Below are 12,752 nucleotides of genomic sequence, written 5' to 3'. Positions count from 1 at the left end.
CGGGATCCGACTGCGTAGAACTGGTGATGGGGATCGAAATGAAAAAAGTGGCTTTGTTAGCAACGGCGCTGGCAATGGTGACGACGGGCTCGGCTTTCGCCGCGGATATGGCGGTGAAGGCGAAGAAGGCCCCGCCGGTGGTCGCCTTCGATCCCTGGGATATCGCCTTCGGCGGCGCGATCATGAACGACTACATCTTCCGCGGTATCACCCAGTCGAACCACAAGCCGTCGGTCGCCGTCTATTTCGAGCCGCGCTACAACGTCACCAAGGACCTCCAGCTCTATGTCGGCGTGGCCGGCGAGAGCATCTCCTTCCCGAACCGCGCTGCCGCCGAAATCGACGTCTACGGCGGTATCCGCCCGACCTTCGGCGCGTTCGCCTTCGATATCGGCGTCTGGGGTTACCTGTATCCGGGTGGGACCTGCTTTTTCGGCGCGCCGACCGACACCGCCGGCAACCCGCTCAGCGCAGAGTGCGCCGCCAACGCCCTGCTCAACGGCAACGTGATGAAGAAGGACGTCAGCTTCTTCGAAGTCTACGGCAAGGTGAATTACACCATCAATGACAACTGGAGCGTCGGCCTCAACGAGTTCTATTCGCCGAACTTCCTCAACACCGGCGCTTGGGGCAATTACACCTCGGTCACGGCCAAGTGGACGGCGCCGAGCACGACCTTCGGTTCGAGCGGTGTCGGCGTGTACGTGTCGGGTGAATTCGGCCGTCAGTGGTTCGGCACATCCGATTCGTTCTACGGCACCGGCATCGCCAGTCCGCTGGGTGGCGGTCCGTTCCCGAATGGCATCAAATATGCCGACTACAACACCTGGAACATCGGCGTCGGCTTTACTTACAAGGTGATGACGCTGGATCTCCGTTACTCGGACACCGATCTCTCGAAGGCTAACTGCAACGCCTTCACGAGCGACAACACCGCCACCTTCAGCAGCAGCTACAGCAGCATCAATCCGTCGGGCGTCGGCTCCAAGTGGTGCGGCGCGGCCGGCATCGCCAAGCTCTCGTTCGACCTGACGGCGATGACGAACCTGAAGTAAGTTTCTTCCCGAGACCATCTATGAGGGCGGCAGAGCGATCTGCCGCCCTTTTGCTTTTGGGGAGGCGGGTGCTCAGCGCAACGCGAGGCAGAGACTCGAGGTGCGGGTGTGAGGCAACAGCAGGCTCAACTCTCGTGTCCCGGACGCGCTGCGGCGCGTCAGCGCTGCTGCGCAGAACCGGGACCCAGCGCAACACCGATTCCTATCGACGGAATGGGCCCCGGCTCTGCAGCGCACCGTCCCGGACAATGCTTCGCATCGCCGGGCGCGCTGCGCTGCGTCCGGGGCAAGAGAGCCGAAATGCTACGCTCGCCATCACGAGGGCGGAATGGCGCGCCGTTGCCGGCTTGTCTCAGCGCGCCACGGTCGGCTCCGCCCGGGCCGGCTCGCCGGCTTTGCCGAGGACGCGGATCTCGCCGTCCTCCACCAACGCCACCTTGCGGGTATGGAAGGCCTCCAGCGTCGAGCGGTGGCCGATCGAGACGATGGTGGCCTGTGGCAGTTTTTCCGTCAGCAGCCGATAGAGCCGGTCCTCGGACGGCTCGTCCAGCGAGGCAGTCGCCTCGTCGAGGAAGAGATAGTCCGGCACGTGCAGCAGCGCGCGGGCAAGCCCAAGGCGTTGCTGCTCGCCGAGCGACAAGATCCGGTTCCAGTGGCCGTCCTCGTCGAGCCGGTCCGCCAGGCGCGGCATGCCGACCGCGATGAGGGCGTCGCGGATCTTCTCGGGCGGGATGGAGCCGTGCTCGGCCGGGTAGATGACGGCGTCGCCGAGCGGGCCGATCGGGAAATACGGCCGCTGCGGCAGCATCATCAGCTTCGCCTTCTCGGGAATGGCGATCGCACCGGTGCCGAACGGCCAGATGCCGGCCATGGCTCGGAACAGTGTCGACTTGCCGGAGCCCGACGCGCCAGTCACCAGCACCCGCTCCGACGGCTGGATCGTGAAGGCATCGGCTGCGACCAGGGGGGTGCCATTCGGCAGTTTGACCAGCAATTGCTCGAGCGCGATGGCCTTGCCCTTGGACGGCGCGACGTCGATGGTCGGCTCGTGAGCCGCGCCGTGAGCGGCGGCGCTGACCGACATCTCGAAGCCGTCGAGGCGGGCAATCACCGCGCGCCACTCGGCGAGTGAGCGATAGGCGGTGACGAAGAAGGACAGCGCATCCTGCACGCTGCCGAACGCCGAGCCGGTCTGCATCATGTCGCCGAGCTGGATGCGCTTGGCGAAGTAGGCGGGCGCCACCACCACATAGGGAAAGATCGTTGCAGCCTGACCGTAGCTTGCGGTGAAGGCGGTCAGGCGCTTGGTCCGGCGCATGATCTCGTACCAATTGCCGATGACGAAACCGAAGCGCTGCAGCAGATGCCCCCGCTCCGCGTTCTCGCCCTTCAAAAGGGCGATCTGCTCGGAGTTTTCCCGCACGCGGATCAAGTTGAAGCGGAAGTCGGCCTCAAAGCGTTGCTGCTCGAAATTGAGATTGATGAGCGGGGAGCCGATCCAATGGGTCAGCCCGGTACCGACGATCGCATAGGCCACCGCGCACCAGACCAGAAAACCGGGGACGACGATATCGGTGCCATAGATGTACAAGGGCGCCTTGTAGGACAGGCCCCAGAGGATGACGACGAACGAGGCCAGCGTCACGATCGAGGACAAAAGGCCGAGGCTGATGGTCAGCGTCTGTTCGACGAAGGTCTTGACGTCCTCGGTGACGCGCTGGTCCGGATTGTCGGCGGCGTCGCCCTTGAGCTGCATGCGGTAATGGGTGGCGCCATCGAGCCATTCGCCGAGATAATGTTGCGTCAGCCATTGCCGCCAGCGGATCTGCAGCCATTGGTTCAGGTAGAGCTTGTAGACGGCCAGGGCGACGAAGGTGAAGGCAAGGCCGAGGAAGATCCAGACCTCCTTGACGAATTCGGGCAGGTCGTAGGCCTGCAGCGCGCTGTAGAACCGGTTCTGCCATTGATTGAGGAGCACGTTGATCGCGACCAGGACCAGCTCCATCGCGACGACCACGGCGAGCAGGCCGCGGCCGGCCCATTTGTCCTCCGACCAGAAATAGGGAGCAGCGATTCGCCAAACGATCGCGAGCGTGGCGCTGATGTTCTTCACAGAGCGGGGTCTCCTTGGGGGATGTGCACAAATGCCCGGAGCCAAAGACTTGAGGCCGTGGGGGAAATGGGCGCGCTTAGACTAAAGTCGCAAGGCCTGCAATTTGCGTTGGCTTGTCGCAGCTCGCAACCCTAGCATGGGGTTCGACGGCGCGGGGTGGGGCGGCCAGGGATTTCGCGAGCTTGTGAGCGGAGGGGAACCGCCGCATTCGCGTGGAATTCGCGTCCGACTCGGGGGTTATCGCTTCCAGCGTCAAGCAGGTTCGGCTGTCCACGCGGGCCGCCTGCCGCAAACATGCGTGGGGGAGGAAGACCATGTGGAATCAAATCTATGATCCGCTACACAGCCCGGTGCTGTCGACGATTGCGGCGGCGGTGCCGGTCGTCACGCTGCTGGTCCTGATCGCGAGCGGGCGCGTTCAGGCTCACATCGCAGCCGTCATCGCCATGATCGTGACCAACCTGATCACGATCTTCGTTTTCACCATGCCCGCGAACATGTCGATCCGCGCCTCGATCCTCGGTGTCGTGACCGGCTTCTTCCCGATCGGCTGGATCGTTCTCAACGTCATCTTCCTCTACCAGGTGACGGTCGGATGCGGGAAATTCGAGCTACTCAAGCGTGCAATCGGTAGCGTTACCGAGGATCGGCGACTGCAATTGTTGCTGGTCGCCTTCTCGTTCGGTGCCTTCTTCGAAGGCGCCTCGGGCTTCGGCACGCCGGTCGCGATCACCGGCGCCGTGCTGATCGGGCTCGGCTTCTCGCCGCTGGCCGCCTCGGGGCTCTCGCTGATCGCCAACACCGCACCCGTCGCCTATGGCGCGCTGGGCACGCCGATCCAGGGCCTTGCCTCGGTCACCGGGCTCGATCCCTACATTCTCGGTGCAATGGTCGGCCGGCAATTGCCGTTCTTCTCGCTGATCGTGCCGTTCTGGGTGGTGTGGGCATTCGCCGGCTGGCGAGGAATGAAGGACGTCTGGCCGGCGATCCTCGTCACCGGCGTGTCGTTCGCGATCCCGCAATTCGTGATCTCGAACTACATCAATCCCTGGATCGTCGACATTGGCGCATCGCTGATCTCGATGGGCGCGCTGATCCTGTTCCTGAAGGTCTGGCAGCCGAGGGAGCTCTGGCTGTCGCCGGCGCTGCGCGGCCGCGACGAATCGGCAGCCACCATGGCGGCCGCAAAACCGCTGGACAGGACGCCGTTGACGCAGAGCGAGCTGTTTAGCGCGCTGCTGCCGTGGATCATCGTCTGCATCGTCATGCTGATCTGGGGCAACGGCGCCTTCAAGACCTGGGCGAACGGCATCTTCACCTGGAACTATCCGGTTCCGGAACTGCACCAGATGATCAACAAGATGCCGCCGGTCGCGCCAGGGCCGACAAAGGAAGCCGCCGTGTTCAGCTTCACCTATCTGTCGTTCACCGGCACTGGCATGCTGATTGCGGCGATCATCTCCGGCCTGCTGATGGGCGTCGGTCCCGGCAAACTCGCGGCCGAATATGGCCGCACCATCCGGCTCTGCGCAATCTCGCTGATCACGATCTCGGCGATGCTGGCGATCGGCACGCTGACGCGGCTGTCCGGCGTCGACGCGACGCTCGGTCTTGCCTTCGCCGCAACCGGGGTGCTCTATCCCTTCTTCGGCACGCTGCTCGGCTGGTTGGGCGTGGCTCTGACCGGATCGGATACATCCTCGAACATCCTGTTCGGCAACCTCCAGAAGATCACCTCCCAGCAGCTCGGCCTGTCGCCGATCCTGATGGGCGCGGCGAACTCGTCCGGCGGTGTGATGGGCAAGATGATCGACGCGCAGTCCATCGTCGTCGCCTCCACCGCGACCAACTGGGTCGGCCACGAAGGCTCCATCCTGCGCTTCGTGTTCTGGCACTCGATCGTGCTGGCCTGCCTCGTCGGTGTGCTCGTGACGTTGCAGGCCTATGTCTATCCGTTCACGGCGCTGGTCCTGAAGTAGCGGGGCCACGTCCGGCTTCAACGCAGATCCCCGCGAGGTTCGCCCTCGCGGGGATTTTTGCATCTACGCTCCGCGAACCTTCTCAATGGCGCCGCCGTCTTATAGAAGGTGCGGCAAATCAGGTCGGACGAGAGGTCTCATGGTTTCGTTCAAGCATTTGGTGTGTGCGGCGGTTGCAATGCTCGCGATGTCCATGGTCGCGCGTGCCGAGGACGGTTTTCCGTTCGGCACCGAGATGACGCTGGAAGCGTTGCCGCAAGCAGGCTCCAAGCGGATTCCGAACATCGAGATCGGCGACCACGGCGAGGTCGTGCTGGAGCTGTGGTGCAAGGGCGGCAAGGGCCAGTTCTCGGTCGCCGGCAACACCGTGATCTTCGTGCCCGGGCAGATCGAGGATCGCTCCTGCCCGCCGGCTAGAGCCCAGGCCGACGACGAGCTCGTCGCGGCGCTCTCCAGTGTCGAGACCTGGAAGCGTCAGGGCGATGTGCTGACGCTGATCGGCCCGAAGCCGCTGCGTTTCAGGACGACGGGGAATTAGGGCTCTCAAACGTTACTCTCGTGTCCCGGACAAGGCGCGTCGCGCAAGCGATGCGCCGCAGAGCCGGGACCAGTTTTCTCATCCGCGACTTCGCTCGTGGCCTCTGGGCCCCGGCTCGCAGCGCTTTGCGCTGCGTCCGGGGCACGGGAGGCTACTTCCACACCGACTTGTCGGCGTCCCAGCGCTGGCCCTTGAGCTCCTTGGCGAGCGCCTCGATCGAACCGTTGTCGTCCGGCTGCTCGCCTTCCTCGTCGACCGAGGCGTCGTCGGAGAGATTGAGCTTGGCGCCGCTGCTCTCGTCGGCAGTCGTCGTCGCGGGGCTGCCGATCCAGAGCATGAGCTTGTCGGTGGTGCCGGGCTTGTCCGGCGAGACCAGCCCGGTGACCTCGATCGTGTCGGTCAGCTCGAGCGCCGGAAAATCCTGGTTCGGCCGCTTGAAGACCAGCTTGAGCTTGCCCGTCGCGGGGTTGAAGCTTTGCGAGACCGGCTTTGCCGCCAGCGTTCGGCTCAAGACGTTCGCGACACTGGTCGCCAGCTTGTTGCGGTTGATCTTGTCGCCCTCGCGCCAGTCGGCCGCGGCAAAGCGAATGGTGCGGTCCATCTCGGTGATGCCCGCAGTCCACCCCGCGGCGGTGACGCCGGGCATCGCCTTGAATTTCGCCAGCAGCGCGCCTGCGCGCTCGGGATCGACCGACATGTTGATGGTCTGCTCGCCTGCGCGTAGCGCATCGCAGCCGACATTGAGGCTCGCCAGCGTCACTTCAACGTCCTGGCCCTTCAGGCTCTTGAGGAAGTCGGTTGCGGCGTCGAGCTTGACCTTGACTGCGATCGCCTCCGGCGAGACGTCGGTGAAATCCTTCGGCTGCGGCGTGATGCCGTCGTCGGAGGTCTGGTTGTCCAAAAATTCCTTCTCGCTGAGATCGGAATTGTCGGGCGAGGTGACCTCGGTCACCGCCTGGCCGATGCTGATCTGGCCGCGAAACTCGAAGGTGTCGCCGCTCTGCTTGCGCAGCAGCTTGACGCTGACGGGCGCCTTCTCACTGAAGCTCTGCGTGGTGCCGGTCAGCGTCTGGCCCGCGACCTGGAGGTTGACGACGAAGCGGTCCTTGCGATCGGAATTCTTCGCAATGGGGTAACAGACGTCGAGCACGGCCGCCGTGACCGCCTTGCCCTGGCGCGTCTCCTTCAGGATCACGTCGGCATTGCCGTCCATCAGTCCGTCGATCGAGGTGAAATAGCGCGTCTCCACGCCACCGGGCGCCGCGGCCTTGGGCGACAGCTTCATCTGGGCGGAGGCGAAATGTGGCGAAGCGGCGAGCAGAACCGCCAACAGGGCTGTCGAACAAACCAGAAGCGCGCGCATCGACGACATCCTCAAGCAATCAGAATCGGCGCCACCGTAGTGGGTTTTGGCGGTGGATTGAATCGGAAAGCGGTGCCCACCGTTCCCAAAAAAGAAGGCCGCCCCGAGGCGGCCTTCGCAATCGTGTCAGGTGAGGATGGGCTTCAGAAGCCGCCCATGCCGCCGCCGGCGGGCATGGCGGGCGGGGCTTCCTTCTTCGGCATCTCGGCGACCATGGCTTCGGTGGTGACCAGCAGGCCGGCCACGGAGGAGGCGTCCTGCAGCGCGGTGCGCACCACCTTGGCGGGGTCGATGATGCCCTTCTCGACCATGTCGACATAGTCCTCGTTCTGGGCGTCGAAGCCGAAGGTCTCGGACTTGTTCTCCAGGATCTTGCCGACCACGATCGAGCCTTCCACGCCCGCATTCTCCGAGATCTGGCGAATCGGGGCTTCGAGCGCCTTCAGCACGATATTGATGCCGGCCTGGACGTCGGCATTGGCGTTGGTGAGGCGCCCCACCGCCTTCTTGGCGCGCAGCAGCGCGACGCCGCCGCCGGGGACGATGCCTTCCTGCACCGCGGCGCGGGTGGCGTTGAGCGCGTCCTCGACGCGGTCCTTCTTCTCCTTGACCTCGATCTCGGTCGCGCCGCCGACGCGGATCACCGCGACGCCGCCGGCGAGCTTGGCGAGGCGCTCCTGGAGCTTCTCACGGTCGTAGTCCGAGGTGGTTTCCTCGATCTGGGCCTTGATCTGGCCGACGCGGGCCTCGATCTCCGGCTTCTTGCCGGCACCCTTGACGATCGTGGTGTTCTCCTTGTCGATCACGACCTTGCCGGCGCGGCCCAGCATCTTGACCGTGACGTTCTCGAGCTTCATGCCGAGGTCTTCGGAGATGAGCTGGCCGCCGGTCAGGATCGCAAGATCCTCGAGCATGGCCTTGCGGCGGTCGCCGAAGCCAGGTGCCTTGACGGCTGCAACCTTGAGGCCGCCGCGCAGACGGTTGACGACCAGGGTGGCCAGCGCCTCCCCCTCGACGTCCTCGGCGATGATGACGAGCGGCTTGCCCGACTGCACCACCGCTTCCAGCACCGGCAGCATGGCCTGCAGGCCCGAGAGCTTCTTCTCGTGCAGGAGGATGTAGGCGTCCTCGAGCTCGGCGGTCATCTTCTCGGGGTTGGTGACGAAGTAGGGGCTGAGATAGCCGCGGTCGAACTTCATGCCCTCGACGATGTCGACTTCGGTGTCGAGCGACTTGTTCTCTTCGACGGTGATGACACCCTCGTTGCCGACCTTCTGCATCGCCTGGGCGATCATCTTGCCGATGGCGGCATCGCCATTGGCCGAGATGGTGCCGACCTGGGCGACCTCGGAGGACGCGGCGACGGGCTTGGCGCGCTTCTCGATGTCCTTGACGACGGCTGCCACCGCGCTGTCGATGCCGCGCTTGAGGTCCATCGGGTTCATGCCGGCGGCAACCGCCTTGGCGCCCTCGCGCACGATGGCCTGGGCCAGCACGGTCGCGGTGGTGGTGCCGTCGCCGGCGAGGTCGTTGGTCTTGGAGGCGACCTCACGCACCATCTGGGCGCCCATGTTCTCGAACTTGTCCTCGAGCTCGATCTCCTTGGCGACGGTGACGCCGTCCTTGGTGATGCGGGGCGCGCCGAACGATTTCTCGATGACGACGTTGCGGCCCTTCGGGCCGAGCGTCACCTTGACGGCGTTGGCGAGAATGTCGACGCCGCGCAGCATGCGATCGCGCGCGTCTCCGGAAAACTTGACGTCCTTGGCAGCCATTTCTGCAATCCCTCGTGTTTCGTGATGTGTCTGCCGCTGGCTCGTCGCATCACGTCCGGGATCCGAAGATCGAACCCGGCGGAATGATGGATGCCCGGATCGCTCGGATCCGGGCATGACAATTCAGCGGCCGTTCAGGCGGGTGGCCTTAGGCCAGAACGCCCATGATGTCCGACTCCTTCATGATCAGGAGCTCTTCGTTGTCGATCTTGACCTCGGTGCCCGACCACTTGCCGAACAGCACGCGGTCGCCGACCTTGAGGTCGATCGGGGTCAGCTTGCCGGTCTCGTCGCGGCCGCCGGGGCCGACGGCGACCACCTCGCCCTGGGACGGCTTTTCCTTGGCGGTGTCCGGAATGATGATGCCGCCCTTGGTCTTTTCCTCGGCGTCGATACGTTTGACCACGACACGGTCATGCAGCGGACGAAATTTGGATTTAGCCATGACGTTTCCCTTTGGAGGCTCGCTTCGGAAGTAGTGGAAGTGGGTGCGGCGGCGCTTCCGTCCACCCCCTCTCCCGAGGATCGAACGGCGCGCTTAGCAATCGGGCTTTCCGAGTGCTAATAGTGGGTCCGGAAATATGGCTTGGCCGCGATCCTGTCAAGCAAAGGTGGTTAAGCGATTGGTGAGGCGGATATAGGATGGTGGCATTGGAAACTTGTTGGGGGCGCCGACGTATCAAAGGACGTCATTGCTCCGGCAGCTTTTTTGCGGTTGGCTGCGGGAGGGGTGCGGCCATGGTCTTGTTCGGGGGAATGCCATGATCAGTTCAGCTCACGCGCGCACGGTTGCCAATCTGGCGGCCGCCTCTTGTCTGGCGCTGCTGCTGGGCGCCTGCGGCGGCGGCATGAGCCTGCCGTCCTTCTCGTCGTCCTCGCCGCCGCCCGAAGCCGAGCCGGGCACTGCCCCGGAAATGCCTGCGACCATTCGCGCCGACGAGATCGTGGGCCGCTGGGGTCTGGCCTCGTTCCAGAACCCGGCCGACCGCGCCCGCACCGAGGCTGCCGCCCGGGCCCAGTGCAAGAACCCTTACGTGATCACCGCCGGCTCCTCCGGCGGCGTGATCATGCATCTGGCTGACCAGGCGACGCCCCAGGAGCTGCGGCTGAAGGGCTCGCCGAGCGGCAAGAACTACATCGGCCCGGCGGGGCCGACCCCCGGCGAGCAGGACCGCGAAATCGTCTCCTTCGACGGCCGCGTCCTGATCACCCGCTTCATCGACAAGGACGCCGCCACCCGCTACGGCAACATGGTCTACGTCCGCTGCGCGCCGCGGGCGTGAGGCGACCTTCGGTCTAACCTCTCGTCATTGCGAGCGAAGCGAAGCAATCCAGATTGTCTCCGCGGAGACGGTCTGGATTGCTTCGTCGCTTTGCTCCTCGCAATGACGGCAAACAAAAACGCCGGCCCAAGGGCCGGCGTTTTGCTATTCCGTAGTCCGCGCTCGCTCAGTCGAACAACGCGTCGATGTCGTCCTGCGAGGCGTGGCCGACGTCGCCGTTGAGCTTCGGACCGTTGAGAAGCTTTTCGTCCTCGCTGCGATTGTCGACCGGCGCCGGCACGTGGGACTTGATCGCGTCGACGCCGCCCCAGATGTCCATCATCGCATTGATATGCTGCTCGATGAACTTCATCGTGGTCATGACCTTGCTGATGCGCTGGCCGGTCAGGTCCTGGAAGTTGCAGGCCTCGAAGATCGAGATGACACGTTCCTGGATGTCGTCGGCGAGCCGCTTCTGCTGGTCGATCGAGTCCACCTTGGACATCGCGCTGGCGGCCTGGTCGATCGATTCCGCGGCTTCGAGGATCTGCTGCGTCGCCTGCTCGGTGCCGCCGACCACCGCGCCGAGCTCGCCATTGACCTTGGCCATTTCGCCGCCGTCAAAGCTCTTGCCGTGCAGCGTCGCGATCTCGCGCTTGGTGCGGTCGATGGCGTCATGGATCAGGTCGAGCTCGACTTTCAGCTTCTCGCACTGCTCGATCTGCGCACGATAGGTATCGAGCATGGTACGCGCCTCGGAGAGCTCGTGGGCGGTGGAGGCGTCGATCGCCGCCATGGCCGCGCTACCGGACAGCGGGGTAGTGCCCTTCGCCATCTGCGCGCGGATCGCGCGTAGCTCAGCCATAATCTCGCTATGCATCGGGCCTGCCTCTTCGGTTACGTCAAGAATCGGCATCTCGCCACCGACGATGTCCTCGACGCGAAAACGTTTGCGGTGAACAGCCATCAGGATACTCCCCCCACCTCACTCACGCGCCTTTTTAGGCAGAAGCGATTTAACACGAAGTTCACGGCAGGAACTGTTGTGCGGCTGCGCGCGACGGCGCGCAAAGAAGCGATTAACCATGGCCGCGCCGCGTTCATCGAAAATAAAGGCTGATCGCCAAATTGCCGCGCGCTTGACGATGTGGTGAATCCGAATGCCGTTTCTGTTTACCAAACAAAACGGCTTTTGCTCTTTATTGACCACGTCGGGGGCGCGGACCAGCCATCAGCTCTCCACGGCGCGTGTGATCTAGACGAAACAGTACAGAGTACGTCGATGTTCAAGAAAATGTCCGTTGCGCTGCTTGGCAGCGCTTGCACCTTCATCGTCGGCGCGAACGACGCCAGCGCCTTCGACAACACCGTGCCGAACGATCCGCCCGCGGTGCTCTATGCGCCGCAGGCGCCGCCGGCCCCGGTGCGCGTCGCCTCCAATTCGAACATGGGCGGCGGCTTCATCGAGTTCCTGTTCGGCGACGGTCCCGGCCGCGGCCCGGCTTACGCGCCCGAGCAGCCGGTGTATCAGCAGCAGCCGGCTTATTACGATCAGCGCCGCTTGCCGCCGATGGGCGAGCCGCAGATGCAAGGTGGATATCAACAAGGCGGATATCAGCAGGGCGCGCTCCAGCAGGAGGCGGTCGATCCGCGGCAGCGCGCGTTCGACCCGAAATTCGAGAAACAACTCGTTGACTATAGCGGCAAGGAAAGTCCCGGCACGATCGTGGTCGATACGCCGAACAAGTTCCTCTATCTCGTCGAGGGCAACGGCCGGGCGATGCGCTACGGCATCGGCGTCGGGCGCCCCGGCTTCACCTGGTCCGGCGTGAAGTCGATCACGGCCAAGCGCGAATGGCCGGACTGGACGCCGCCGGCGGAAATGATCGCACGTCGCCCCGATCTGCCCCGGCACATGGAAGGCGGTCCCGAAAACCCGCTCGGCGCCCGCGCGATGTATCTGGGCTCGACGCTCTATCGCATCCACGGCTCCAACGAGCCCTGGACCATCGGCACCAATGTTTCCTCGGGGTGCATCCGCATGCGCAACGAGGACGTCATCGATCTCTATGGCCGCGTCAATGTCGGCACCAAGGTCGTGGTGATGTGAAGCGTCATGCGCTCGATGCAGCGATTAAATCCGATTGCCGCGCCGACCCGAAATGCGCGGCATCCAGGCGGGCGCTGCCGCCGCCGAACGCCTGCCTGAAGGGTCTATGATTGCTGACGGTGCCGCAACCCGAGACGAGTGACGGCCGAGCGGCGACGACGAGTTGACGAGGCCGGATGCGGTGCGCGAGCCGAGCGGTTCAAGCGCCGCACCGACAGCTCCGCCTTCCTGATGCGCTCGTGCAGTCCCTCCAACTCGTACAATTCGGTGATGAGATGTGTTGTGACGTCGCTCAGGCTTGCAATGCGCTGCTGAAGTGGACTCATTCTCGAAACCCCCGACTTTAGCCAAGAGAGGCAGCCACGACGTGTGGCAAGCAACGTGTTCTTCCAGTTGAACACCCATGTCCAAATTTGGAAATCCGGGAGTCTACGTGCTGCACGTGTCGGAGGGTGATTTTGTTGTGTATGGTGAAGTCAGGCGCGTCTCGTGACGTTCTGCTCGGTGCTCTCCGACAAGCGCCGCATGCACTAGTCATATTATATCGAATGGCCTCC

The 12,752-nt window shown here is 63.9% G+C and carries 11 protein-coding genes; 5 read left to right on the top strand and 6 right to left on the bottom strand.

Translation table 11 applies throughout. The features are described 5' to 3' along the window. Positions 1 to 38: 38 nt before the first annotated feature. A complete protein-coding gene (locus tag XH84_RS16935; RefSeq protein ID WP_164936523.1) occupies positions 39 to 1,055 on the top strand; it encodes a TorF family putative porin in 1,017 nt (338 codons plus the stop codon). Between the two features lie 352 nt (positions 1,056 to 1,407). Here XH84_RS16935 and XH84_RS16930 read toward each other — a convergent pair whose 3' ends face one another. Beyond that, positions 1,408 to 3,168 carry an ABC transporter ATP-binding protein/permease gene (locus tag XH84_RS16930; protein ID WP_128921617.1) on the bottom strand — a complete coding sequence of 587 codons (1,761 nt, stop codon included), beginning with the start codon at positions 3,166 to 3,168 and terminating at the stop codon, positions 1,408 to 1,410. A gap of 314 nt (positions 3,169 to 3,482) precedes the next feature. Here XH84_RS16930 and XH84_RS16925 point away from each other — a divergent pair, with 314 nt between their 5' ends. Together XH84_RS16925 and XH84_RS16920 are read left to right on the top strand one after the other, a co-directional pair. Then, positions 3,483 to 5,147: an L-lactate permease gene (locus XH84_RS16925; RefSeq protein ID WP_128921616.1), complete on the top strand. Its 1,665-nt coding sequence runs from the start codon at positions 3,483 to 3,485 to the stop codon at positions 5,145 to 5,147. Positions 5,148 to 5,286: 139 nt separating this feature from the next. Continuing rightward, positions 5,287 to 5,685, top strand: a complete 399-nt coding sequence (locus tag XH84_RS16920) for an META domain-containing protein (RefSeq protein ID WP_164936522.1) — start codon at positions 5,287 to 5,289, stop codon at positions 5,683 to 5,685. A 151-nt stretch (positions 5,686 to 5,836) separates the two neighbouring features. On the opposite strand, the gene XH84_RS16915 is transcribed toward XH84_RS16920, so the two are convergent. The 3 genes from XH84_RS16915 to XH84_RS16905 form a co-directional block, all read right to left on the bottom strand. Further along, positions 5,837 to 7,048 carry a hypothetical protein gene (locus XH84_RS16915; RefSeq protein WP_128921614.1) on the bottom strand — a complete coding sequence of 404 codons (1,212 nt, stop codon included), beginning with the start codon at positions 7,046 to 7,048 and terminating at the stop codon, positions 5,837 to 5,839. Between the two features lie 143 nt (positions 7,049 to 7,191). Then, complete coding sequence (groL, locus tag XH84_RS16910) at positions 7,192 to 8,823, bottom strand: chaperonin GroEL (RefSeq protein WP_128921613.1); 1,632 nt, start codon at positions 8,821 to 8,823, stop codon at positions 7,192 to 7,194. 148 nt (positions 8,824 to 8,971) lie between these two features. After that, positions 8,972 to 9,268: a co-chaperone GroES gene (locus XH84_RS16905; RefSeq protein WP_028134320.1), complete on the bottom strand. Its 297-nt coding sequence runs from the start codon at positions 9,266 to 9,268 to the stop codon at positions 8,972 to 8,974. Positions 9,269 to 9,584: 316 nt separating this feature from the next. Here XH84_RS16905 and XH84_RS16900 point away from each other — a divergent pair, with 316 nt between their 5' ends. After that, complete coding sequence (locus tag XH84_RS16900) at positions 9,585 to 10,106, top strand: hypothetical protein (RefSeq protein WP_164936521.1); 522 nt, start codon at positions 9,585 to 9,587, stop codon at positions 10,104 to 10,106. A gap of 166 nt (positions 10,107 to 10,272) precedes the next feature. Here XH84_RS16900 and XH84_RS16895 read toward each other — a convergent pair whose 3' ends face one another. Then, a complete protein-coding gene (locus XH84_RS16895) occupies positions 10,273 to 11,052 on the bottom strand; it encodes a protein phosphatase CheZ (protein ID WP_128921611.1) in 780 nt (259 codons plus the stop codon). Between the two features lie 18 nt (positions 11,053 to 11,070). Then, the gene (locus tag XH84_RS39860) at positions 11,071 to 11,295 is read right to left on the bottom strand and encodes a hypothetical protein (RefSeq protein ID WP_164937391.1); all 225 of its coding nucleotides are present in this window, start codon (positions 11,293 to 11,295) and stop codon (positions 11,071 to 11,073) included. A 72-nt stretch (positions 11,296 to 11,367) separates the two neighbouring features. Between XH84_RS39860 and XH84_RS16890 the strand changes: the two genes are divergently transcribed. Further along, positions 11,368 to 12,195 (top strand): L,D-transpeptidase, encoded by an 828-nt coding sequence (locus XH84_RS16890; protein ID WP_164936519.1) that lies wholly within the window; start codon positions 11,368 to 11,370, stop codon positions 12,193 to 12,195. The last annotated feature ends 557 nt before the right edge of the window (positions 12,196 to 12,752 follow it).

The sequence above is a fragment of the Bradyrhizobium nanningense genome (genome assembly GCF_004114535.1).
GTDB classification, from domain to species: domain Bacteria; phylum Pseudomonadota; class Alphaproteobacteria; order Rhizobiales; family Xanthobacteraceae; genus Bradyrhizobium; species Bradyrhizobium nanningense.
This window is presented reverse-complemented; position numbering and strand designations above follow the sequence as displayed.

Excerpts from the sequence above, each read along its gene's own strand:
- XH84_RS16905 (WP_028134320.1), bottom strand. The coding sequence starts at position 9,268 with ATGGCTAAATCCAAATTTCGTCCGCTGCATGACCGTGTCGTGGTCAAA.
- groL (WP_128921613.1), bottom strand. The coding sequence starts at position 8,823 with ATGGCTGCCAAGGACGTCAAGTTTTCCGGAGACGCGCGCGATCGCATG.
- XH84_RS16900 (WP_164936521.1), top strand. The coding sequence starts at position 9,585 with ATGATCAGTTCAGCTCACGCGCGCACGGTTGCCAATCTGGCGGCCGCC.
- XH84_RS16915 (WP_128921614.1), bottom strand. The coding sequence starts at position 7,048 with ATGCGCGCGCTTCTGGTTTGTTCGACAGCCCTGTTGGCGGTTCTGCTC.
- XH84_RS16935 (WP_164936523.1), top strand. The coding sequence starts at position 39 with ATGAAAAAAGTGGCTTTGTTAGCAACGGCGCTGGCAATGGTGACGACG.
- XH84_RS16895 (WP_128921611.1), bottom strand. The coding sequence starts at position 11,052 with ATGGCTGTTCACCGCAAACGTTTTCGCGTCGAGGACATCGTCGGTGGC.
- XH84_RS16890 (WP_164936519.1), top strand. The coding sequence starts at position 11,368 with ATGTTCAAGAAAATGTCCGTTGCGCTGCTTGGCAGCGCTTGCACCTTC.
- XH84_RS16925 (WP_128921616.1), top strand. The coding sequence starts at position 3,483 with ATGTGGAATCAAATCTATGATCCGCTACACAGCCCGGTGCTGTCGACG.
- XH84_RS16920 (WP_164936522.1), top strand. The coding sequence starts at position 5,287 with ATGGTTTCGTTCAAGCATTTGGTGTGTGCGGCGGTTGCAATGCTCGCG.